19 protein-coding genes are annotated in these 22,593 nt (G+C 62.5%); 8 read left to right on the forward strand and 11 right to left on the reverse strand.

Annotated features, from left to right (window positions below):
* Positions 1 to 65: 65 nt before the first annotated feature.
* Positions 66 to 1,196: a DNA methyltransferase gene (locus OXG98_19455; GenBank protein ID MCY3774187.1), complete on the reverse strand. Its 1,131-nt coding sequence runs from the start codon at positions 1,194 to 1,196 to the stop codon at positions 66 to 68.
* Positions 1,197 to 1,396: 200 nt separating this feature from the next.
* Between OXG98_19455 and OXG98_19460 the strand changes: the two genes are divergently transcribed.
* Positions 1,397 to 1,627, forward strand: a complete 231-nt coding sequence (locus tag OXG98_19460) for a prevent-host-death protein (GenBank protein MCY3774188.1) — start codon at positions 1,397 to 1,399, stop codon at positions 1,625 to 1,627.
* Positions 1,627 to 2,007, forward strand: a complete 381-nt coding sequence (locus tag OXG98_19465; GenBank protein MCY3774189.1) for a type II toxin-antitoxin system VapC family toxin — start codon at positions 1,627 to 1,629, stop codon at positions 2,005 to 2,007. Before OXG98_19460 ends, OXG98_19465 begins: the two co-directional genes overlap by 1 nt.
* Positions 2,008 to 2,035: 28 nt before the next feature.
* Here the strand turns inward: OXG98_19465 and OXG98_19470 are convergent, their stop codons facing one another.
* From OXG98_19470 to OXG98_19490, 5 genes are all read right to left on the reverse strand, one after another.
* Positions 2,036 to 2,515: a cupin domain-containing protein gene (locus tag OXG98_19470; protein MCY3774190.1), complete on the reverse strand. Its 480-nt coding sequence runs from the start codon at positions 2,513 to 2,515 to the stop codon at positions 2,036 to 2,038.
* 150 nt (positions 2,516 to 2,665) lie between these two features.
* On the reverse strand, positions 2,666 to 7,207 hold the full coding sequence (locus tag OXG98_19475) for a M28 family peptidase (GenBank protein MCY3774191.1): 4,542 nt from the start codon (positions 7,205 to 7,207) through the stop codon (positions 2,666 to 2,668).
* Positions 7,208 to 7,218: 11 nt separating this feature from the next.
* A complete protein-coding gene (locus tag OXG98_19480) occupies positions 7,219 to 8,124 on the reverse strand; it encodes a phytanoyl-CoA dioxygenase family protein (GenBank protein MCY3774192.1) in 906 nt (301 codons plus the stop codon).
* 448 nt (positions 8,125 to 8,572) lie between these two features.
* The gene (locus OXG98_19485; protein ID MCY3774193.1) at positions 8,573 to 9,589 is read right to left on the reverse strand and encodes an ATP-binding cassette domain-containing protein; all 1,017 of its coding nucleotides are present in this window, start codon (positions 9,587 to 9,589) and stop codon (positions 8,573 to 8,575) included.
* Entirely contained in the window at positions 9,589 to 10,281 is a 693-nt protein-coding gene (locus tag OXG98_19490) for an ABC transporter permease (GenBank protein ID MCY3774194.1), read from the reverse strand. The genes OXG98_19485 and OXG98_19490 overlap by 1 nt, the downstream gene beginning before the upstream one ends.
* Positions 10,282 to 10,518: 237 nt before the next feature.
* Here OXG98_19490 and OXG98_19495 point away from each other — a divergent pair, with 237 nt between their 5' ends.
* The 3 genes from OXG98_19495 (at position 10,519) to rho (ending at position 14,842) form a co-directional block, all read left to right on the forward strand.
* On the forward strand, positions 10,519 to 11,829 hold the full coding sequence (locus OXG98_19495) for an ABC transporter permease (protein ID MCY3774195.1): 1,311 nt from the start codon (positions 10,519 to 10,521) through the stop codon (positions 11,827 to 11,829).
* Positions 11,830 to 11,831: 2 nt separating this feature from the next.
* Positions 11,832 to 13,118 carry an ABC transporter permease gene (locus OXG98_19500; protein MCY3774196.1) on the forward strand — a complete coding sequence of 429 codons (1,287 nt, stop codon included), beginning with the start codon at positions 11,832 to 11,834 and terminating at the stop codon, positions 13,116 to 13,118.
* Between the two features lie 473 nt (positions 13,119 to 13,591).
* On the forward strand, positions 13,592 to 14,842 hold the full coding sequence (gene rho, locus OXG98_19505; protein MCY3774197.1) for a transcription termination factor Rho: 1,251 nt from the start codon (positions 13,592 to 13,594) through the stop codon (positions 14,840 to 14,842).
* Between the two features lie 110 nt (positions 14,843 to 14,952).
* Here the strand turns inward: rho and OXG98_19510 are convergent, their stop codons facing one another.
* Positions 14,953 to 15,231: a hypothetical protein gene (locus OXG98_19510; GenBank protein MCY3774198.1), complete on the reverse strand. Its 279-nt coding sequence runs from the start codon at positions 15,229 to 15,231 to the stop codon at positions 14,953 to 14,955.
* Positions 15,232 to 15,512: 281 nt separating this feature from the next.
* Between OXG98_19510 and OXG98_19515 the strand changes: the two genes are divergently transcribed.
* Positions 15,513 to 16,784: an MFS transporter gene (locus tag OXG98_19515; protein MCY3774199.1), complete on the forward strand. Its 1,272-nt coding sequence runs from the start codon at positions 15,513 to 15,515 to the stop codon at positions 16,782 to 16,784.
* A gap of 158 nt (positions 16,785 to 16,942) precedes the next feature.
* On the opposite strand, the gene OXG98_19520 is transcribed toward OXG98_19515, so the two are convergent.
* The 4 genes from OXG98_19520 to OXG98_19535 form a co-directional block, all read right to left on the reverse strand.
* The gene (locus tag OXG98_19520) at positions 16,943 to 17,740 is read right to left on the reverse strand and encodes a hypothetical protein (GenBank protein ID MCY3774200.1); all 798 of its coding nucleotides are present in this window, start codon (positions 17,738 to 17,740) and stop codon (positions 16,943 to 16,945) included.
* The gene (locus tag OXG98_19525) at positions 17,737 to 18,396 is read right to left on the reverse strand and encodes a peptidylprolyl isomerase (GenBank protein MCY3774201.1); all 660 of its coding nucleotides are present in this window, start codon (positions 18,394 to 18,396) and stop codon (positions 17,737 to 17,739) included. The genes OXG98_19520 and OXG98_19525 overlap by 4 nt, the downstream gene beginning before the upstream one ends.
* Positions 18,397 to 18,400: 4 nt before the next feature.
* The gene (locus OXG98_19530; protein ID MCY3774202.1) at positions 18,401 to 18,913 is read right to left on the reverse strand and encodes a peptidylprolyl isomerase; all 513 of its coding nucleotides are present in this window, start codon (positions 18,911 to 18,913) and stop codon (positions 18,401 to 18,403) included.
* Positions 18,914 to 19,075: 162 nt separating this feature from the next.
* Positions 19,076 to 21,154, reverse strand: coding sequence for a radical SAM protein (locus OXG98_19535; protein MCY3774203.1), 2,079 nt, complete (start codon positions 21,152 to 21,154; stop codon positions 19,076 to 19,078).
* Between the two features lie 72 nt (positions 21,155 to 21,226).
* On the opposite strand from OXG98_19535, the gene OXG98_19540 reads away from it, so the two are divergent.
* The gene (locus tag OXG98_19540; protein ID MCY3774204.1) at positions 21,227 to 22,150 is read left to right on the forward strand and encodes a DUF4835 family protein; all 924 of its coding nucleotides are present in this window, start codon (positions 21,227 to 21,229) and stop codon (positions 22,148 to 22,150) included.
* 199 nt (positions 22,151 to 22,349) lie between these two features.
* On the forward strand, positions 22,350 to 22,593 hold a 244-nt coding region (locus OXG98_19545), incomplete at its 3' end, for a hypothetical protein (GenBank protein MCY3774205.1).

Consider the following 22,593-nt stretch of genomic DNA (forward strand, 5'->3'; position numbering starts at 1 on the left):
TGGCGAGATTCCGCGAGAACTGGGTATACAAAAACTTGTAACTCTTGATTATTTTGCGTGCGCAATCATAGTTCAGAAAGCGATTGGACTGCTTCTTTTGCCACTTTGAAATACAGCGAGTCCTTCTCAATTCCAACTGACTCATATCCCACTGCTTCCGCTGCGGCTAGCGTAGAACCGGCTCCTGCGAAAGTGTCAACTACTACGCCCTCCCCAAGAGGAAGCACGCCTCTTACCAACATTCGCATGAATGCTTGTGGCTTTAAGCTTGGATGTGGCGCGATAGCTCTTTCATTCTTCCTAGTCGGAGAAGATCGGATCACATCTCCAAAGGGTTTAAAGCTATTCGGTCGACGAAAACCTCCAGTTCGCCATTTACGCAGATTATCCTGAACCCTTCCTTCGATAGGCCTACGAAATAGCAACCAGGGCTCCCACATGGATCTTGGGAGTACACTGACCCCTTCGAATTCATCGTGCGCCGCCTTTGGCCGGTCGCCACCTCGCATAGTCATCACCAACCTTACGATTTCACCCCTCCTTTCAAGACCCGCGTCTGCAATAGCGCCTGCAACGATATGGGAAAGAAGAGGATTAGAAGCAACAACAACATTGGCGCCCGGTACCAGCTTGGGTAACAGGAGCCGGGTCCAGATAAAGAAAAACTCACGGAGATACAGCTTCTGTCCATCAGTTAGAGTTGTAAATCTGGGTAGTGGCGACCGGACGTTACCGTCAAATGAAGGCGGTATTCTCCAGACTCCTCCCTTCCTGGTTCTGAGCTTCGACTGTTCTTTCCTCGAGTATTCCTGCAGACCGTAGGGTGGATCTGTGACTATAGCATGTATAGAGCTATCTTCTCGTGCATCCAGCCAGTCTAAACAGTCACCGTGAACTAACGTGGCATTTCCAATTCTGTAAGGTGTCTCCAACTCTGTATTGCCAAGTATCGTTCGTTGCAAACTGCTGTCATAATCGTCTTTGAGTCGGTAGATTCCTCTTCTTTCCCTTACAAACATTGATGGAGTGTTAAGGCGCAGATAGGATCTTATGGAAGACTCTGGCATATGTCCTTCGACCTTCGCGACTCTTTCAGCAACTTGCTTCGCCGACAAAGCTTCCGAAGAAAGCCGCATTACTCGTATTATGGCGTCCCTTACTTGCCCTGGAGCATATCGTTCATGATCATTTGCCATATTAGAATTATAGACGTCGGGACGTCGAAAGTCAACGGCTTAACTGCAAGAAGACTTAACTTTTTGACTGGAGAAATGGCAAACGGACAAATCAGGTATTTCTTCGAATGAGGCGATAAACTGACTTGACGTTTGCAGGACGATGTCTTATATATGACCATAGACATGACCATAGTCATTTGATACTGTCCGAGGACCACATGCCGACTATCTCAAAAAGCAAGCTCAAGGCCAACATGCTCCAGGTCTTCAGGGAAATCGAGGAATCGGGCGAAGAGCTGATCGTGACGCACAACCGGCGTCCTGTTCTGCGCATTCGGCCCATTGGAACAAAGCAACCGGTTGACAGGGTGTTCGAGAAACTACGTGGGAAAGTTGTCTACCAAGAGGACATCAACACGCCCACCACCGACGAATGGGATGAAGTGTAATGGTCGTACTGGATACGTCCTCACTGATATTCTGGACATTGGATCCCGGCCGCCTGTCCAGGACTGCCGAACAGACAATCGCACAGGCCGGCCGCGTAGGCGTCAGTTCGATATCGATCTGGGAGATCGGCATCAAAGTAGAACGGGGCAGGCTTGTACTGCCACTTTCCGGCGGGGAATACCTGGAAAACCTGGAACAAACCAATCGGGTGGAAATACTGCCTGTGGATCTGAGTACCTGGATCAGGAATCTACAACTGGATTGGAATCACCGGGATCCTGTCGACCGGACGATCGTAGCCACGGCTTCTCTACACAACTGCCCGCTTGTGACTTCGGACAACGTACTCCGCAGTTTCTACGAGAAGGCTATCTGGTAGGACCGCACATCTGGCACCGCAGACATCGTCACACCGGCGCCGGTGCCACGTGCTCAAGCCCAAACTCTTCCCGCAGCCGATCCATCTCCGCTTTCAACTCCTCGGGATCGGACGTGTCCGGCGGTAAGCGCCGCAACAGCCGGTCGGAAGCCTCGAAGAAGCGGTCCAGGCCGGCGGGTGTGCAGATCAGCATGATCCGGGCAGGATCATCACCGTCGTTCCAAAACGAATGAGGCTTCCATCCCGGCACCGTGACCATCTGGCCGGATTCCAAAACGAAAGCGCTTTCATGGAGAAACTGGAAAGTCAAGACGCCGCGGACGACCAGGAACATTTCGATGAAGGCGTGCCGGGTGAATACGGGCGGTGGACTGTGGGGCGGTTCGACGGCCTCGATGACTGTCACGCGGCCCTCCGTGGCGGCGCCCGGGGTCATGACCCGGACGTTCTGGCCCATCAGTGTTTTGAGCCAAGGGCCTCCGGAGCCTCCGGAGCCGTCACCTTTCATGGCTTTCTCCGTACTCAAGCCTTGATCGTATCCTGCGCAGCCGATTCGCTCATCTGACGATCCGGGTCACAGTTAAGACCGCGCTCAAATCGCTTGCTCTCCCGGCGCTTCCATTACGGGCAGTCACGAGTCCGCCGGATTCGGCCACGCTCAGGACGCCGACGCGCCTCCCGCGCCTCCCCCGACCGCCATCATCTCCCGCCCTTCTTCGGCGTAGACCTTCTTGACCTCCTGGTCCACGGTGCGCCAGACGAGAAACTGCTTGCGGAGGGTGTTCAGGAAACGCCGGTTCAGCCGCTGCCAGGAGTCCACGTCTCCGCTTTCCCGGTGTATATCCACCCATACCGCGTACAGGTCGTGTTCCTGCTCCGCGGGCGCCGCGCTCAGGGCCACCCGCTGGCTGACGCCCGTGTCGTAGGGCGCCAGCCAGGTCTTCATCTCGATCATGTACGTCACCACGGCCTCCTCGCCGGTGCCCGTCAGGACCACCTCGTCTGTCATGAAGTTCCCCAGCGTGCTCTCGCCGTATGACTCGAAGAACCGCGTCAGGTAGGCGTAGAGGCCCAGCGTCTCCGTGCGGCTGATGGTGAAGGGAAACTCGAAACTCCAGTTGTCGCCGTCGGGTTCGGGGAAGGACCACTGCCGCTTCACGTCGGGCACGGCCATCTGGGACGCCTTGCCGGCCGGGTAGATCGTCGAGAGCATGACCACCGCCATGACCATGGCCGTGGAGGCCACGGCAGAAAGGGAGGAGTAGTTCAGGGTCAGGCCCGCCAGCAGCTGGTACTCCGTGATGCCCCGGGCCACGGTCTGTCCGATCAGGTAGCCGGACATGCCCCCGATGACGGCGTACATGGCCGCCTCGGCCATGAAGAGCGCGCCGATATGGGCCGGCGCCAGGCCCACGGCGCTGTACACCCCGATCTCGCTGAAGCGCTCGTAGACGGCGTTCATCATGGTATTCAGGATGATGAGCGCGGCGACGACCATGGGGATGAACAGGTTGCCCAGGCCGGACAGGGAACTCAGGGACATGGCGCTGTATACGGCGACCTCGCCTTCGACGGCGGCCACCACCGGTATGCCCAGGCGCTGCATGAAGCGCTCGATCCGGTCGCGGGCGGCTTCGTCCGTGGGAAAACGGACCGCCACGGAGCGGAGCGTGCCGCCGAGGTCGTTCACGAAGGCCTGCGGCGCCAGGATGATATTGGCGGCCGGCATGTGCTCAAACCGCGCCATTTGAACCGGTTCCTCGTCGTAGTCCATGAGGGCGAGTTCCGTGAGCAGGTCGTGGCCTGTCGCCGTATAGTCGACCGGCGTCAGCGGCTCTCCGTCCAGGTCGGTGATCCCTTCCATGACGGCCGCGTCGAACATGCCGATCACCCGGTAGGGCTTGCCGAAGATCTGGATTTCCGACCGGCCCGTGTCTTCTTCGGTCATGCCCAGGAGTTCGGCCATCTGCGTCGGAATGATGCATACGTCGGTCTCGTCCGCGGAGAACCATCTTCCCGACGTCAGCGCGCGGTCGAGGCCGCTCACCTCACCTTCACCGGGAAGCAGGCCCAGCATGGCCGAGGCATAGGTGGACCTGGGCGTTCCGTCCGCGCCCGTCCGGTCGATCTTGACGAAGGTCTGGTCTCCGGGAAGGTTCCCGGAATACCACGTCCTGGAAACGATCTGGATACCCTGGTCTTCGGCTTCCGAAGACCCGAATTCGGAGAGCACGTACTCGTGAGTCTGCTTCTGGAGCGGCGCCCAGTTAGGATTCCGCACGAGCATTCCGGTATAGGCGGCCTCCGTGTCCTGGCTCACCTTCTGCAGCCGGAGAAAGGTCTGCACGGAGGTGAAGGAAAGCACGGTAAACACCAGGAGCACCAGGGTGGCGCAGGTCAGCAGCGTCCGGGCCTTGCGCTTGCGCATGTTGCCGATACCCAGGGCGAAGGCCGTGGCCAGGGCGCTCGAACGCCGCACGTCGGTGGCCTGCACGGTTCGGTGGTCCTGCCTTACCTCGCGCATGGTCTGGCTGAACCGTCCCGATATGAGCCAGATGACCACGGCCGCCAGGGCAAAGGTGATGAAGGCGAGGAGCACGATATCGGGCGCCGTGGTGATCTGGAAGGCCGGATGGGTGAACCGCAGCACCCCGTAGGCGGCCAGGAAGATGCCGAAGGTGGTGGCGATGCGCTTGTACACGTTGGCGAAACCGAAGAGCAGACGTTCCAGGGCGTAGGCGAAGGGGATCACCAGCACCATGTAGAACAGGACGCCCTTCACGACGTCGTTGGCCGTTCCCGTCGCGTCGGGATAGGCGCGGGACTCGTATCCCCACGCGGCGCGGGCGTGCTTGACGAAGCGGTCCCATTGCAGACTCTGGCGGGCGGCTTCGGCCTGGTCCAGCAGGCGTCCCGCCTCCCGGTGGAAGTCATCGAGCCGGGTATTGTTCACGCCGACGGACTTGAGCGCGTTGATCCGCGTCTCGTCCAGGTGCCACATGTCCTTCGCGACCTGGTACGAGGTAAGGGGAATGGCGCCGATCCCCGAATCGAACCCGATGCCCTCGGGGTTGTTTTCGTCCGCGTTGGTCAGGACCAGGCGGCGGCCGAACAGGCCGGTGGACATGGTGACCTTGAACCGGCTCTCCGGCGGCATGAAGACCACGGCAGTGTCTTCTTCGTAGGAAAACCCCGTTGTCCACGCGCCCTCCTGGAAGGTCAGGCCCCATTCGAGGGGCGGATTGCCCGATTCGTTCAGCACCACGGCCTCGTTGAGCCGCGTCAGGAACCGCGGATCCACCAGGTCGTAGATATTGGTCGCCTCCGACCGGAAGACCACCGTGGGTTTCTCCTTGTCCACCCAGTCCATGGTGATTTCGAGGGGGTAGGCGCCTTCGCCGTAGGGGCCCCGGTCCGGCGCGTAGATGATCTCTCCCGTTTCGGGGTCCATGACGTAGCCTTCCGTCGGGTAGGTGCGGCCCGCCTCCAGTTCGGTGCATTCGGCCACGCCGGCGCTGTCCGCCACCACGAAGATCTCGTTCTTCACGCCGCTGATGGTCTTGTTGTAGCGGCGGAACCGGACCACGGCGCCGGGCTTGGGTTTGCTCGGGATGTAATCCTCCCTGGGATCGAATTCCACGACCCGGATGCGGCCGTTCACGAAGCGGTCTTCGAGCTGCATCTTGAAATCCGGGAACAGGCGGGGGTCGTTGACGCCGCGGCCGAACAGCTCGGTCAGCAGAACGGCCTGCGTGTACACGTTGTGGAAATTGACCCGGTCGAGGTCGTCGATGGGCGTATCCACGAACTCGCGGACGTCGAACACGGTGGCGAAGGACAGGGCGGGCAGCCCCATCCAGAAGACCAGTTCGGCGTCCAGGGCGATGTTGCCGGCGGGAAAGAACCCCGCGGTCCGGTGGCCCTGCGACGGAGAGATCACGTTCACGAGGGCGCCGGGCGGGAAAGCGCCCCGCCGGATGACGTCTTCCGCATAGCCCATGAAGGTGCGTCCGAAGGGCGTGAAGAACCGCTGTTTCTCGAAGGAATCACCCCCGAAGAGGACACCGGAGTAGATGACCCCGATCTGGTCCCGGGCGCTGGACAGGTCGATGCCCGCGAAGAGCTTGATGTTGATGGGATCCTCGAGCTTGTCCGCGAAGTGGCTGGAAATGCGTGCGTGACGGTAGGAAAAATCGTTAATCCCGCTGAGCGACATGAAGTGGCCCGAGGTCGCCAGGATCAGCACCGTGCGCGCGGGAGGATGAGCGGCGAAGTAACGGGCCATTTCCAGAAGCGCGGCCACGCCGGACGCCTGGTTCGCGCCGGGGGATACGGCCGGCACGGAGGAAATGGAGTCGTAGTAGGACTCCAGTACGATGACCTCCTCCTTCAGCACCGGGTGCGTACCCGTGATCCTGCCGAATACGTTGTAGGCCGGGAGGCGTTTCCAGGTCATGCGTCCTCTTGCCCGGACGTTTATGGCGCCGTGGGCTTCCAGGTATTCGATCAGGGGCCGGGCCGCCCCCTTTTTCATCCAGAACCGGGGGAAGTCGAGGGGAACCTGGAGGTGCTTTTCCTCCCCGTCGACCCGCGTGGTGTGGTCGGGCTCCGCGAAGATCACGGCGCTGCCGCCCAACAGGGCCGCCCGCTGCCAGTTGACGCCGGAGTTGAAGTCCATCAGGAAGACGGCGCCGGCTGGATCGATCCCGTTGAAATCCTCCCATTCGCCGTTGCCGATGTAGTGGAGTTTCCCCGTGATGCCGCCCGGAGGCGTCGTGGAAGTGCGGACGAGGTTGGGCCACAATGCGTAGAGGGGAATCGACCGGGTTTCCAGGGTCGTGGAGTCGAGGATGGTCAGTTCGCCGCCCTCGTCCAGGGGGACGGACGAGACGAATTCCTCCATCTCCACGTCCTCGAGGCCGATTTCCCGCATGCGGTCGGCCAGGAAGTACGCTGCCTCGGTGGCCCCGGGGTAGCCGGCCACGCGGGAGCCGAAGGACACCAGGTCGGTGATGGTCTTCCTGATACGCAGGGAGTCGACCACCGCGGCCACCTGATCGTCGCCGATCGGTTCCGCCAGGATCTCCACACGCTCGCGGACGCCCGACGTCTGGCAGGCGGAGATGCCGCACAGCAGCGCCAGGCCGGCCAGACCGGCCAGGCCGACCAGGAAACCGGGTATGGTTTTCGTTTTACGCACGTCGCGTTTCCCTAGACCTTCCACTTCCGCCGCATCTCCTCCATGGAAACGGTCTTACCCTGGGTCCACGCATAATGGGCGATGGGATTCTCGCCGACCCACCGGTGGTCGACGGGTTCGCTGGCCAGCTGGTAGCGGGTATCGGTGCTGATCCGGTACCGGTTCGACGCATTGTTGATGGAACCGTGCATGGTGTACATGCCGAGGACGATCACGTCGCCCATTCTGAATTCGCTCGTCTGCCACTGCCCCCCGTACTGGTCGACCATCACGATGGGCTCGTTGGTGAAGTGGCCCGTCACGTGGTCCCGGTCCACGTCCATCTGGCCGTAGGTCTCCTTGACGGCCTCGAACTGGTGGGAACCGGCCAGGATGACCAGGGGTCCCATGTCGTAGGTGACGTCGTCCAGGGGCGTCCAGACCGTGTACAGGTTCGGCGTGCCGCGGCCCATGTAAACCATGTCGTAGTGCGCCCCCGTGTTGTCTCCCGGCCCCACGGCCCGGAGCCACTTGTAATCGAAGGTGAGGACGGGACCTCCCAGGAACCTTTCGAAGAACCCCATGATTTCGGGGGAATTGACCACGGCGAGGAATTCGTCTGTATGGGTCACCCGCTTGGCGCCGCCGAAGAAGGCCCCGCGCTTGCCGGGGGCCGCGACGCCCAGGTCGAGGGGGTAGTCCGGGTCGATCTGGTCGTTGGCGTGGAGATTCTCCAGCGCGACCCTGCGGGCTTCCCGGACCTTATCCGGATCGTGGAGACCGCGGATGAGCAGGTAGCCGTCCTCGGCCATGCGTTCCCGCAGGGCTTCCGCGTCGTCCAGCAGTTCGTTGGCTTCCCGGAGCGTGGACAGGTACTTGCCGTCCATCTGCAACTCGTCCTTGCCCATGACCAGGCGTTTGGAATACCGGGTGGTCATTGATCCCTCCGTCGTTTGTCCATGCATTGAAAAGGACGCATTGTTGGAAAAGGATTCGGATTTCCTTAAACGAGATGTCAGGTCCCGACCTGCGCCAGGAAATCGCGACGCACTACGTTACCCGGACGGCCGACGCCTCGACGGCCGCGTACAAGGTATCCCCGGCAGTTACGTTACCCGGACGGCCGACGCCTCGACGGCCGCGTACAAGGTATCCCCGGCAGTTACGTTACCCGGACGGCCGACGCCTCGACGGCCGCGTACAAGGTATCCCCGGCAGTTACGTTACCCGGACGGCCGACGCCTCGACGGCCGCGTACAAGGTATCCCCGGCAGTTACGTTGCCAGGACCGCCGACGCCTCGACGGCCGCGTACAAGGTATCCCCGGCAGTTACGTTGCCAGGACCGCCGACGCCTCGACGGCCGCGTACAAGGTATCCCCGGCAGTTACGTTGCCAGGACCGCCGACGCCTCGACGGCCGCGTACACGGTATCCCCGACGGTCAGGCCCAATTCGGCGAAGGAGTTCCGCGCCACGTGGACGGTAAGGCGCAGGCCCGCGTCCAGGTCCAGGCGAATGCGGTCCCCGTCCACCGCCGCGGCGGAGACGACGCCTTCGAGTATATTCGCGGCGTCCGGGGGAAGGGGCAGCCGGGACAACCGGACCGCGTCCGGCGCTATGGCGATGTGGACCGTTCCACGCGCAGCCGCATCCGTGCGCAACGTCACGCCGTTCTCCAGCCGGACGACCGGACCGTCCGCGGTATCCGCTACGTGCCCCTTGAACACATTCTCCGGACCGGCTTCGAGCATGCGGCCGTCGCGCATGATGAGTACTTCATCGGCGATGCGGCGGGCCTGCTCGTACTGGTGCGTCGAGAGTACCACGGTCATGCACCGCTGACGGCACGTTTCCCGGAGTATCTCTTCGATCTGCCGCCCATGGGCCGCGTCCACGCTGGCCGTGGGTTCGTCGAGCAGCAGGACGTCGGGTTCGGTGACCAGGGCCCGGGCCAGTCCCGCGCGCTGGGCTTCTCCGCCCGACAGGCTGTGGGCGGGCCGGTGGGCGAACTCCCGGAGGCCTACCTTGCCGAGCATGCCGGTCACGCGTTCTTCGATGGCCTCCTTCGCCATGCCGCGGAATCGCAGCCCGGACGCCACGTTCTCGAACACGGTGGACCGGAACAGGTACACGTGCTGCATGAGCAGCGTGACGCGGCGGCGGTACCGGCGGCCGCGGGCCGGATCGGCGCCGTGCACGGGCCGGCCTTCGAAGAGGATCCGGCCTTCCTGCGGCAGCGTCAGCAGGGCGAGCATGTTCAGGAGCGTCGTCTTGCCCGATCCGTTCGTGCCGTAAACGGCGTAGGTTCTTCCGGGGGACAGGGCGAGGCGGCTCACCCGCAGATGAAACCCGGAAGCGTAACGGTGCGCCAGGTTCTCGACCACGATGATCGGATCGGCCATCAGTCGTCGAACCCCTGCAGCCAGTGAAAGAGTATGTTCGCGCCGAAGGCCGTGAGCAGCAGGATGATGCCGAGGGCGATGGCCAGGCCGAATTCCCCCTTGCTGCTCTCGAGGGCGATCGCCGTCGTCATGGTCCGCGTGCTCCCCTTGATGTTGCCGCCCAGCATCATGGCCGCGCCTACCTCGGCGATGACCCGCCCGAAGGCGGCGACCACCGCGGCCATGATGCCGAACCGGGCCTCCGAAATCAGCGTGCGGGCCGTCTGGGCCGTCGTGGCGCCCAGCGTCAGGGCCGTCTCCGTGATCCGGGAATCGACGGCGCGGAAGGCCGAAAGGGTGAAGGCGGCCACGATGGGCAGGGCGAGGATGGTCTCGCCGATGATCATGGCCTTCGGCGTATACAACAGCTCGAGAAACCCCAGGGGGCCGCGCCGGGAGATCATGGCGTAGACGAAGAGGCCGATCACCACGGTCGGCATGGCCAGCAGCGTATTGAGCACCGTGGTAACCAGCCGCTGTCCGCGAAACCGGTGGGTCGCGAGGAAGTAGCCCGCAGGCAGTCCCATGACGGAGGCCAGCAGGATCGCGGACACCGCGACGAAAACCGAAACGCCGACGATGCCGTACACGCCGGACTCGCCCGTGAGCAGTAATCGGACCGCTTCCTGAAATCCACTGAGCAGGTAGTCCATGTTCCCTATGAAACAACAAAACGGCCCCTCGAATCAACAGGTTTTTCCCCTGCCGGAAACACCTAAATACGTTGACAGAATCACCTCGGGACTGTAGGTTGTCTGGCGTTCGGCGGGGCCATGCTCCGTTGGCGACGCGATTTGCGGACGGGCTCGCCCCTGCCGGCGCTTTCCTCATCCTTCGGACCGCGGTTTCGCATGTAACCACCCCAATCAAGCAAAGGATCAGACGATCGGATGCCCGTACTAGGGATCATTGGCGTCCTGTGGCTGCTGCTCGTCCTGGCCGCGGGTTACTGGGGTAGCCGGCGCAAGCTTGACGCGACCTTCGTCAAGGGCGTCCAGACGCTGATCACCATCGTCGCCCTGGCCGTCGCGGCCCCGCAGCTCGGCGTGTTCAAAACCGCCCTCGCGGCGCTCTGGCTCCTCCTTTTCGTCGCCGCGTCCACCCTGATGCGGCGGTTTCGCGTGCCGGACCTGGCCGGGCGGGCCATCGCCCTGGCCACCGTGGGCCTGGCGGTGTGGGGCACCGACTCCCTGAACGTCATGCTGATCCGCACGCTGATCATGCTTGCGGTAACCAGCATCTTTCTCCTCGGACTGAACCTGGGCTTCCGGTACCTGATCCGCCGCATACTCTGGATCTTCCCCGTACTCTTCGCCGTCTCGGTCATCACCTTCTCCATCATGCACGCCGTGCCCGGCGGTCCCTTCGACGCGGGCGGCGAGACCGGCGGCATACCGCTCACGCCCGAGGTGCGCGCCAACCTGATGCGGAAGTACAATCTCGATCAGCCGCTGCACATACAATACATCTCCTGGGTGAGCAACGTCGTACGGGGCGACTTCGGCTACTCCTTCCAGCACCAGAGCAAGACCTGCCAGGAACTCATCGCGCAGGCCTGGCCCGTGTCCGTCCACCTGGGCAGCATGGCCCTGGTCGTGGCCCTGACCGGCGGACTGCTGCTGGGCATTCTCGCGGCGGTGTACCAGAACACCTGGATCGATTACGTCGCCTCGCTCACGGCGGTATTCAGCATCGTCACGCCCAGTTTCGTCGTGGCCGTGGGCCTGACCGTCGTGTTCTCGCTCTGGTTGCACCTGTTTGAAACGGGGGGCTGGAATTCGCCCAAGGACTGGGTCATGCCTGTGATTGCGTTGTCGCTCGGGGACATGGCCGTGGTGGCGAGATATACCCGGTCGAACATGATCGAGGCCATCCGGGCCGACTACGTGCGCACCGCCCGGGCCAAGGGCCTCACCGAGTTCTCGGTCGTGGTGGTGCACGTGTTCAAGAACGCCCTGATCCCCCTGCTGACCATCGCGGGACCGATGATGGCCAACCTGATCACCGGGTCCTTCTTCATCGAGACGATCTTCCGGATCCCCGGCCTGGGGCGGTACTTCACCACAAGCGTATTCGCCCGGGACTACCCCATGATCATGTCCACGGCCCTGCTCTGGTCGTCGCTTATCGTCGTGATCTACGTCATCACGGACCTCATGTACGCACTGGTGGACCCCCGCATTCGGTATCGGAAGGATTAAGCATGGATCCGATCGGCACAACGGGCGAAGTCGGCATCGTCTGGGTCCTGGGCGCCGTCCTGGGATGGAGCTGGGACACCATGATCCTCGAGGTGGGGCGGATCGCCCTGGCGATCCAGTTGCTGCTCTACCTGCCCCGCATGTACCGCCTGGGCCGGAAGAACGAAACCGGGCGATGGGCGTCCTTCTGTCACCGGGCTGTCCAGCGTAAATCGCTATTCGCCGCCGTGAGCGCGGGTGCCGTGCTCGCGGCGTGGTGGCTGCTCGGCCCATGGATGGACCAGTACCCATACGGCACGGAAGACATCCCCGAGAGCCTGTCGGAATCCCTGAGCTGGGACGGCCTCGAGCCCTTCTTCTCCTGGGCGGGACTGATCTTCCGCGTCACGCTGGCCACGGAGTTCACCCTGCTCTGGCCGCGTGCCTACCGGTACTTCAAGAAACACGACAGCGGGCTCTGGGCGGACGCCACCCGGCGGTTTTCCCGAAACAAGCTGTCCCTGGTGGGACTCTTCCTGGTCCTGCTGCTGAGCAACACGGCGCTGCTCGCGCCCTGGATCGCGCCTCTGCACTATACCAAGCAGAACTTCCTGGTCGCCTGGCAGGAACCGTCCTGGATGTATCCCTTCGGCACGGACGGCCTGGGCCGCGACCTCTTCAGCCGGGTCATCTACGGCGCCGAGATCTCCATGACGGTGGGCGTCCTCGTACAGGCCATCATCTTCGCCATCGGCGTCCCCCTGGGCGCCCTCGCCGGGTACGCGGGGGGCCGCGTGGACAGCGTCATCATGCGGGGGGTCGACATCATGTCGGCCTTTCCGGGCCTGCTCTTCATCATCCTGATCATGTCGTGGCTGGGGGCCGGACTGTTCAACATCTTCATCGCCATCGGGGTAACCGGATGGGTAGGGGTATGCCGTCTCCTCAGGGGGCAGATTCTGTCTTTGAAGGAAAAGGAATTCGTCCGGGCGGCCAAGGCCATGGGCGGCAGCCACCTGCGCATCGTCGTCACCCACATCCTGCCGAACAGCCTGACGCCGCTGATCGTGGCCCTTGCCCTGGGCATCCCGTCGGCCATCTTCGCGGAGGCCGGACTGAGCTTCATCGGCATCGGCATCAGTCCGCCCACGCCGAGCTGGGGGCAGATGGTCGGGGAGAACGCCAACTATATCCGATCCTACTGGCACCTGGCGACCTTTCCCGCCATCATGATCGCCCTCACCATGCTCGGATTCCAGCTGATGGGCGACGGGCTCCGGGACGCTCTCGACCCCAAGATGAACGCGTAAACCACACTGCAGCGGGCAGCACGGCGTGCGCGGCCGTGAAAAAAAAGTAGCCATGGCCCTTGACACGACGAGATTTACCCGTATATTTAGCCGTGTCGCCGTCACGGCGGCAGCCCGAACCCTTGCAAGTTCCCCTGATTGATTCCTCAATGGAAAGCCGGATCTTCCTTAGAATAGATTCATGACGGCCGGTACCGCATTCTACGGGATTACTCCATCACCAAGGTAAGTTTCGTTTGCCCGTATCCTGATGGCATAACCAGAACCAGCACAACCGCGCGTCTCCAGACGCGACACGCCCAGGCCTGACTACCGGAAACGACCCGTTCGCGATCCGCCGTTTCCGCCGCACATAATGTTCACAACCCAGTCTGCCAGTAAATACACTCCCCACGACGCGCCCGGGAATCGGTGCCTTGAGGAACGCCCGGACGGCGGGAGTTCACCATACCTTTTCACCAAGGGAAGGAAGCATGCACATTCTGGAACTTAAGACCAAGACGCTCCCGGACCTGTATTCCATCGCCCAGGAGCTCGATCTGCAGAGCTACACGGGCTTGCGGAAACAGGAACTGATCTTCAGCATTCTCCAGGCGCAGACGGAGAAAGAAGGCGTGATCTTCGGCGAGGGCGTACTCGAGGTGCTGCCGGACAACCGCTGCGGGTTTCTCCGGTCTCCGGACTACAGCTACCTGCACGGCCCCGACGACATCTACGTGGCGCCGTCCCAGGTCAAGCGCTTCGACCTGCGTACCGGGGACACCATATCCGGACAAATCCGTCCGCCGAAAGACGGGGAACGCTTCTTCGCGCTCCTGCGGGTGGATACGGTCAATTTCGAGAATCCCGAGGCGAGCAAGGAAAGGACGCTCTTCGACAACCTGACGCCCATCTATCCGCTGGAACGGTTCCAGCTCGAATACCTGAAGGACAAGCTGCCGACGCGGGTCATGGACCTGCTGACCCCCATAGGCAAGGGACAGCGCGGGTTGATCGTTTCGCCGCCGAAGGCCGGCAAGACCATGCTGCTGCAGGAGATCGCCAACGCCATCACGGACAATCACCCCGAGGTGGTGCTCATGGTCCTGCTCATCGACGAACGGCCTGAAGAGGTGACCGACATGGAACGGTCGGTGCAGGGCGAGGTGATCAGCTCGACCTTCGACGAGCCGCCGGAGCGCCACGTGGCGGTCTCGGACATGGTCCTGGAAAAGGCGAAGCGGCTGGTGGAACACGGCCGGGACGTGGTCATCCTGCTCGACAGCATCACCCGCCTCGCGCGGGCCCACAACGCGGTGACGCCCCACAGCGGCAAGATCCTGTCCGGCGGTATCGACGCCAACGCCCTTCAGAAACCGCGGCGCTTTTTCGGCGCGGCGCGCAACATCGAGGAAGGCGGGAGCCTGACGATCGTGGCCACGGCGCTGATCGAGACGGGCAGCCGCATGGACGAAGGCATCTTCGAGGAATTCAAGGGTACGGGCAACATGGAACTGGAGCTCAGCCGCAAGCTGGCGAACCGGTGGATATTCCCGGCCATCGACCTGAGCGCGTCCTCCACCCGGAAGGCGGAGCTGCTGCTGGAACCGGACATCCTGGGCAAGGTGAAAATCCTGCGGAAGTTCCTGGACGGCCTGGGACCGGTGGAAGCCATGGAACTGATGACCGAGCGCCTGTCGCGGACGACGACGAACGTGGATTTCCTCAAGTCCATGAACGAGTAGCGATCCGCACAGTCGGCGCGGTCCGAATGGCCTTCAGCGAGCAACAGCCGCGCGGCTGTTGCTTCAGCAACGAATTTCCGGTACCGCGCACTTCGGGATTCCGCACCGACTCACTTGAGCCGCTTGTAGAACTCCCTGAATTTCCGCTCGGATTCCGCCTTCTGCACCGGCGTCATGGCCTGATAGAATCCGCAGTCGTTCGCGAAGGAGGGCGAGAGGGAGCTTCGCCTCGGGACCTTGTAGGCCTCGAACTTGAAGGTGTAGATCTCGCAGGTCACCTCGTCTCCGTGCATGCCGGGCATAACGTGGACGCAGTCGGTGCAGTCACGCCGCGTTTCCCCCAGGTGACCGTGTGTCCGGTTGTGCATGATCGACTTCAGCTTGCTCATCCCGGGTCTCCTGTAACAAATCCCACCGCTTGATCCAATGAATGGATATAAAGGAAGGGTAACCGCGCCGACCGGCCTTGTCAAGCGTGCGGACGAACGTACCGCTCTATCCCTGCCGCCCGTGCGGACGGAAGCGCCGATCGCTCGGGTAACCGCGCCGACCGGCCTTGTCAAGCGTGCGGACGCGGCTGCCGGCCTGTCCTCCTTGACATCCCTCCCGCCCGCCTGTAACTAAAAACCCGTAAATCGGTCCCGCGTCCCCCAACCTTCAGGTCCGGCTTTTGACGACTCGAACAGGTTCGTCCCTCTCATACACCCGGCTGCTCAGGGAGAACCGGACCTATCGGTTCGTGTGGCTGTCGCAGGTGGTATCCAACGCCGGGGACTGGTTCAATACGATCGCCGTGCTGGGCCTCACCCTGGCCCTCACGGGCTCCGGGCTCGCCCTCGGCATCGTCACGATCTGCCAGATGCTGCCCCCCTTTCTGATGACGCCGTTGGCCGGCGTCGTCGCGGAGCGGTACGACCGCAAGCGGGTGATGATCTCCGCCGATATCCTGCGGGCCGTGGTGGCCCTCGGATTCCTGCTGGTCGAAACGGCGGACGACGTCTGGATGCTGTACCTCTTCATGGCGCTGCTGTCCGGTCTCCAGCCCTTCTTCGACGTCACCCGCACGGCCGCGCTGCCGAGCATCGCCCGGGGCAAGGCGCTGCTGGCAGCCAACGCGCTGTCCAGCACGACCTGGGCCGCCATGCTGACCATCGGCTCCGCCGTCGGCGGGCTCGTGGCCGATCACCTGGGCCGGTCCGCCGCTTTCCAGTTGAACGCCCTCAGCTTCCTGGTATCGGCGTTCTTTGTCGCCCGGATCGCCATACCCGCCGCGTCCGGCGCAGGACAGCCGGTGCGGTTCCTGTCGGATTTCATCGAGGGCATGAAGTACATCGGGCGCGACCGGCCCACGCGGGTCTATCTGCCGGGCAAGGCGACCTGGGGCCTCGCCGGCGGCGGCGCCGTCCTGCTCTACGCCGTGTTCGGCGGGCAGATCTACCGCGCGGGCGACACGGGTATCGCCATCCTGTACACGGCCCGGGGCCTGGGCACGCTCCTGGGCGCCGTATTCATCAAGTTCTTCGACACGATCCGGTTGGGTCAGTTGAGGACGGGCATCCTGGTCGGGCTGATCGGCTACGGCGCCTTCTTCATCCTGTTTTCGCAGGCCCCGTCCATCTGGCTGGCGGCGGCATGCATCATCCTGGCCGCCACGGGCAGCATGGTGATGTGGGTGTATTCTTCTCTTGGACTGCAGCTTGTGGTGGACGAAGACTACCGGGGCCGGGTGTTTGCCGCGGACCATGGGCTGTTCACCCTGGCCTTCTCCATTTCGACCCTGGGGACGGGCCTCCTGCTGGATGCCCTGGCCGCTCGCCTGGTGGCCTTCATGGCAGGCACGGCGGGTATTCTGATCGTAGGGTTCTGGTACGTGTTCGCCCGGCGCATCCCGCTTGGCGGGCAACGGTCCGCACGGTCCGCACACGCCGGGCAGGACCATTAACGCTGGTACGTGTTCGCCCGGCGCATCCCGCTTGGCGGGCAACGGTCCGCACGGTCCGCACACGCCGGGCAGGACCATTAACGCTGGTACGTGTTCGCCCGGCGCATCCCGCTTGGCGGGCAACGGTCCGCACGGTCCGCACACGCCGGACAGAAAGACTAACGACGGACCTGGTAGCGTTCGAGGCGTTCGAAATCGTCGATGGTCTGGTCCACGAAGGCCTTGATCTTCAGGTGACCGTCCCAGAGTTCCACGCCGTCCAGGGTCTTCGGTATGAAGAAGAGAATCCGCTGGAAGAATCCCGCTACGCCCCGCTTCCGTCCCGATATCCCCTCGATGTTGGTAAATCGCGCCCACGCCAAGTCGTCATACAGTTCCTGCGTCACCAGGTAGCCGGTCCGGGGACCGCCGTCATCGGCATACGCCGTCTCCGCGCCGTGGATGATCACGTCGGCATCCAGGATGTCCCGGTCGAAGCGGAACGTGTAGTTCATGTCGTAGAGCGCACGGATGTGGACCAGGAAATCGCCCGATTTCGACGAATCAGGTACGAAGAAAAGGTATGCGACGTGATTGAGCGGAAAGGTCAGACCCAGCGAAAACCCCGCAGCCAGGGCTTCGTCGACGGCCTCGCCGGAAGCGTAGACAGGCACGTTGCCTTCGGCGACCCACCGACCCAGGATCACGTTGACCCGCATCAGCGTGAGCGTATCCTGCTCCGCGGCCGTCAACAGGCCTGTCACGTCCGCCGCGTCCAGCCGAAGGGCCGTGGAGTCGCCCGCGAAGGGCCTCAGCTCGTCGGGAACCGGCTGCGGCATACGCTGTTCCAGGCCCGCAAGGAAGGCGTTTAAAGAAGGCGCGGGCGGTTCAAAGGCCCGCAGTTCGGATGGCAAGAGGACCAGCGCAAAGGCGATCAGACATGCCGACGCGAGCGCCTTTGAAGCGGGCGCCTTCATGGAACCCGTTCAATGATCAGCTTTTCCAGCACGACATTGAAGATGGGCCGGTCGCCTCGCGTCTGCACCCGGCCGATGGCGTTTACCACTTCCTGTCCCTCCATGACCTGGCCGAAAATGGTATACCCCCCGTCCAGATACGATTTCGGACCGTGGGTGATGAAGAACTGGCTGCCCGCGGTATCCGGAGACCCCGCGTTCGCCATCGCCAGGCGCCCCGGCCGGTCGAATTTGAGCGAGCCCCGGATTTCGCCCTTGATATTGTATCCTGGTCCGCCCTGACCCGTACCCGTCGGGTCGCCGCCCTGGATCATGAAATTCGGAATGACCCGGTGAAAGAGGGTCCCGTCGAAATACGGGCGCTTCGTCTCCTGTCCGGTCCTCGGATCCTTGAAGGTCCTTGTGCCTTCGGCAAGGCCGATGAAATTATCGACGGTGACGGGCGTCAGCCTGTCGAACAACTTGCAGATGATCACGCCCATGTTGGTATTGAATACGGCGTACGTGCCGGGTCCAAGGGACTGGGCGGCCAGTTCGCCGGATGCCGGCTGCGCGCCTTCACCCGACTGAACGGGCGTACCGGCCGGGATCGCGGGGGCCAGGGCAATGAGAACCGCCAGCATGGCGGCCGTCGTCGTGCTGCGGATCAACTTCATCAATTTACTCGCCCTCCCCTCTGACCATGGTCACCTTGATGATGCTGACCTCTTCACGGGGCCGCGACTGATCTGCGGGCACCTCCGATATGGCGACGGCCACGTCCTGTCCCTCCACGACCTGGCCGAAGATGGTATGAACCATGTCGAGATGAGGCGTTGGCGCCACCGTGATGAAGATCTGTCCGCCATTCGTATTGGGGCCGCGGTGCGCCATGGCCAGCCGGCCGGGCTGGTCGAAGCGCAGGTCTTCACGGAGTTCATCGTCGAACTCGAAACCGGGACCGCCGAAGCCGGTACCGAGCGGATCGCCGGTCTGTATCATGAAATTCGGAATGACCCGGTGAAAGATCAAACCGTCGTAATAAGGTGTGCCGGCCATGGTCTCGCGGGTTTCCGGGTGAGTCCACTCCCGGGTACCTTCGGCCAGGCCCGCGATGACGTCCACGGTCGTGGGCGTCTTGTCCGGATACAGTTCGCACTTTATCGTGCCCAGGCTGGTTTCGATAATCATCATGTTTGCGGGCTCTCCGGTGTTTCGGGGTTGTTCGGACGATTCGCCGCAGGACACGGCGAAAAACAGCAGGCAAAGGGCGGCCGTCGATAGGCCCGATTTCCACATCTTTATACCTCCACGAACTGGGATAAATGGACTGGTTCCAGCCTCCGCGTTCAGGTATCAGACCACGGAATGCGTTACATTCGCCCGGCTTGCGCGGGACGCTTGCTGCCTCTTTCGATAGGGCAGGTTGTGACTCTTCCTGTACTCCCACTGGAGCCGGTGATGTTCCTTTTCGGTGGAAATGAAATCCCAGGGCAGCGCCTGCAGATCCGCCATGTCCCCGAGATAGCGCGAGGTATCCATTCCCAGCTCCGCCGCGGCGCGTTTCCAGTCGCCGGCGTGCCGCACGGTTTCCCTCAGGAAAGCGCTTAACTCCCGGCCCCCGCGGGACAGAATGGCCTCGAAGTATGCGGATTTCAGGCTCTCGTGCTTGACCTCCACCCCCGGCGTGCCGCGCAGGGCCTTCCGGATGCGGTTCAGCTTGCGCTTGACCTCCCGCGGAGACGCCATGGGACTCCATTGAAAGGGTGTCAACGCTTTCGGCACAAAGGGGTTTATGCTCAACCTCAGCCGCCCGCCCGGCGCTCCGCATTCCCGCTGCAACCCGGCCAGTTGCCGGGTCATCTCGATGAGCTCCTCGATGTCCGCGTCGGTTTCCGTCGGCAGCCCGACCATGTAGTACACCTTGAGGTGCCTGATGCCCTTCTCGAGAATCCGCCGGGCGCCGGTCAGGATCTCTTCCGATGATATGGGCTTGTTGATCGCCTTGCGGAGCCGCTCCGAACCGGCTTCCGGGGCGATGGTCATGGTGCGCAGCCCCGTCTTCAGCATCAGGCGAAGCAGGCTGTCCGGCACCAGGTCGACGCGGACCGACGAAACGCCCACGCGAAGCCCCGTTTCTTCCAGGCCTTCGCAGAGTTCGTCCAGGTAGGGATAGTCGCACATGGCCGAGCTCACCAGGCCCACGGCCTTCAATCCCTCCTTCCCGTCGCGCGCGAGGGACGCGTTCTTCGACCGGATCACGTCGAGTATGGTGGCGGGCTTCAGGGCGCGGAACTTGGGATAGACGTAGCTCACGGCGCAGAAACGGCACCGGCGAGGACACCCGCGGGAGATCTCGATCAGGAGCATGTCGCCGAACTCGGTGTCGGGCGTGAGGACGGCCGAATGGGCGGGATAGTCCTCGAAGACGCGCACCTGCTGCTTGGCAATCCGGCCGGCAGACACGCGTTCCGTCTCGGCTGCCTCGGCATCGCATCCGGCATCCGAGGCCGCCCCATCGGCCGGCGCAGCGTCGCATCCGGCATCTGCGGCAGGCCCGTCGGCCACCTCGGCGTCGCATCCCGCATCCGAGGCGGGCCCGTCGGTTGGCGGGACCGCACGGTCACCCGGGGAAGCCGCCTGCAGGGACGGGACGTACATGCCGTCCAGCGCCATGGCCCGGGCGAGATGGGACTTCCGGTCCAGACCCTGATCTCCGATATAGCGGTCGATATAGGCGTAGGCCGCCTCTTCGCCGTCGCCTATGACCATCGCGTCAGCGAAATCCGCCAGCGGCTCGGGGTTGATGTAGGTAATCGCGCCGCCGATTAGCACGATTGGATCGAAGGGCGTCCGTTCCCCCGCGAGAACGGGCACGCGGGCGAGTTCCAGGATACGGATCAGGTTCGGGTAATCGTTCTCAAAGGAGATGGAGAAAGCCACGATGTCGCATGAGCTGAGCGGCAGTCCGGATTCCAGGGTAGCCAACGGCTTGCGGGATCTGGACAGATCTTCCAGGTCGGAAGGTTCGGGGAGAAAGGCCCGTTCGCAGACGACGTCGTCCCGTTCGTTCAGGTGCCGGTACATCGTCTGAAACCCCAGGTTGGACATGCCCAGGTAGTACGTATTGGGATATACCAGGGCGATTCGGACGGCCTTCCCGCCGGGTTTCTTGTATATGGTCCCGCGTTCGCGGGCGAGGGTCTGCGCCATGGATTCGAACATATACCTGTCCACAAGCGGTGATCGGATGCGTAGTCCGGCCAGTCCGGCCAGCCCGGTCAGGCTGACTAGGCTGACCGCCGCCTCCGCACCGGGTTGCTCAATCGGCCGGCATGCACTATGGACGGCAAAAATACAGTCCGGGGACCCGGGTGTCAAGGTTCGCACCGAGGGCGGCACCGAGATTCCGGCCGCGTGGGATGGGCTTGACATGGCGCTTTCCCGCGGTTAGCTTTCCGACGAAAGATGGCCGAAGAGGGAATCCCGGTGCTGGGGAGCATGCGCATGGATTCGATGCTACACCGGAAAAACCGGAAACTCGCCTGGAGACCGGCTGGCCTGCTGGCGCTCTTCCTGCTGGCGTTTTCGCCGCAGGACGCTTGCGGACAGCAGGTGAAAGCCGAGATCATGGTGCACCTGGAAGCCCTGCCCGTCCTGCACCGTGAGCAGATGGCGGACTTCGCCCTGACGCTCGCCGACTACATCGAGGAATGGGACTGGCTCGAGGAAGATCTGCCCGAGCCGGTGCATGTGGGTTTCGAAGCGATACTGGCCTTTCTGGGCAGCGCGGTAAAGACCCAGTACGGCTCGCGCCTGACCGTGTACAGCGGCACGGACCTGAAATACCTGGACCGGTGGTGGTTGTTCGAATACGAGCGGGAGGATCTGCTCCAGCACGACGATCAGCAGTTCAACGGCCTGACGTGGCTGATCGACTACTACGTTCACATCATGATCGGCCACGAATTGGACAAGTATACGGAATTCGGAGGCGACGGCCATTTCCAACGCGCCAACGCCATCGCCCTGGACGGCCGGTTCAGCCGCGAATTCCAGCGGGGATGGGACGAACGGCTGGACCTGATCGACGGTATTCTGGCCGATGAATACAAGCCGTACCGCCTGATCAGGAACAGATACTCCCGGGGGTTGGCGGCACAGAAGGAAAACAAGCTGGTGGAGGCCCGGACGCTTTGCCGCCAGGCCGTCGATATCATGGCGGAACTGCACGAAAAGAACCCGCGGGACGAGCGTCTGAAGGAATTCCTGAACGCCCATTACCTGCAACTGGCGGATGTATTCAGTTCGGAATCACCCACGGAAGTCCCTGATGCGGCATCTTCCAGGGATGTCTACGACATGCTCATGAAGATCGATCCCGCGCACAGGTCGACCTACGAGAAGCATGCGGAGCGTTTGGGCGGATGACTGCCGGAACGCCGGTCCGGTCATTCAATCCCTGCGACGGTGTTTCGAGTACCGGTGACGGGGCCTGTTCGGCTGAAACCGAACGCGTCCACAGGCAGGGCACCTCCACTTTCGCTGCTTGTGAAAGCTCCGCTTCTCCTCATTCATAGATCGGTTGCAACGACTGCATCGCATCGGTATCAAACGGGAAGAAGGTCAAATGAAAAGAAGCCATGACACGCTAAGAAACCCGGCCTCCTGGTTACTGATCGTCCTGGCGGGGCTCTTCGCGGCCGGCGAGGCCCACGGATCCGAAGGCGTCCCGGCCATCTGGCGTAAAATGGTCCGGGCATCGACCACCGTGCACGAAGTTTTTCTTTCCCGTACGCCGCAGATCGTGATCTACGGCAACGGGCTCATCGTATTCCGGGACGACGATTTCAAGACGCTCTACCGGCAGGTCC

It is taken from the genome of Gemmatimonadota bacterium, from assembly GCA_026706345.1.
Taxonomy (GTDB): domain Bacteria; phylum JAAXHH01; class JAAXHH01; order JAAXHH01; family JAAXHH01; genus JAAXHH01.

Excerpts from the sequence above, each read along its gene's own strand:
- OXG98_19455 (MCY3774187.1), bottom strand. The coding sequence starts at position 1,196 with ATGGCAAATGATCATGAACGATATGCTCCAGGGCAAGTAAGGGACGCC.
- OXG98_19460 (MCY3774188.1), top strand. The coding sequence starts at position 1,397 with ATGCCGACTATCTCAAAAAGCAAGCTCAAGGCCAACATGCTCCAGGTC.
- OXG98_19465 (MCY3774189.1), top strand. The coding sequence starts at position 1,627 with ATGGTCGTACTGGATACGTCCTCACTGATATTCTGGACATTGGATCCC.
- OXG98_19470 (MCY3774190.1), bottom strand. The coding sequence starts at position 2,515 with ATGAAAGGTGACGGCTCCGGAGGCTCCGGAGGCCCTTGGCTCAAAACA.
- OXG98_19480 (MCY3774192.1), bottom strand. The coding sequence starts at position 8,124 with ATGACCACCCGGTATTCCAAACGCCTGGTCATGGGCAAGGACGAGTTG.
- OXG98_19485 (MCY3774193.1), bottom strand. The coding sequence starts at position 9,589 with ATGGCCGATCCGATCATCGTGGTCGAGAACCTGGCGCACCGTTACGCT.
- OXG98_19490 (MCY3774194.1), bottom strand. The coding sequence starts at position 10,281 with ATGGACTACCTGCTCAGTGGATTTCAGGAAGCGGTCCGATTACTGCTC.
- OXG98_19495 (MCY3774195.1), top strand. The coding sequence starts at position 10,519 with ATGCCCGTACTAGGGATCATTGGCGTCCTGTGGCTGCTGCTCGTCCTG.
- OXG98_19500 (MCY3774196.1), top strand. The coding sequence starts at position 11,832 with ATGGATCCGATCGGCACAACGGGCGAAGTCGGCATCGTCTGGGTCCTG.
- rho (MCY3774197.1), top strand. The coding sequence starts at position 13,592 with ATGCACATTCTGGAACTTAAGACCAAGACGCTCCCGGACCTGTATTCC.
- OXG98_19510 (MCY3774198.1), bottom strand. The coding sequence starts at position 15,231 with ATGAGCAAGCTGAAGTCGATCATGCACAACCGGACACACGGTCACCTG.
- OXG98_19520 (MCY3774200.1), bottom strand. The coding sequence starts at position 17,740 with ATGAAGGCGCCCGCTTCAAAGGCGCTCGCGTCGGCATGTCTGATCGCC.
- OXG98_19525 (MCY3774201.1), bottom strand. The coding sequence starts at position 18,396 with ATGAAGTTGATCCGCAGCACGACGACGGCCGCCATGCTGGCGGTTCTC.
- OXG98_19530 (MCY3774202.1), bottom strand. The coding sequence starts at position 18,913 with ATGATGATTATCGAAACCAGCCTGGGCACGATAAAGTGCGAACTGTAT.
- OXG98_19535 (MCY3774203.1), bottom strand. The coding sequence starts at position 21,154 with ATGTCAAGCCCATCCCACGCGGCCGGAATCTCGGTGCCGCCCTCGGTG.
- OXG98_19540 (MCY3774204.1), top strand. The coding sequence starts at position 21,227 with ATGGATTCGATGCTACACCGGAAAAACCGGAAACTCGCCTGGAGACCG.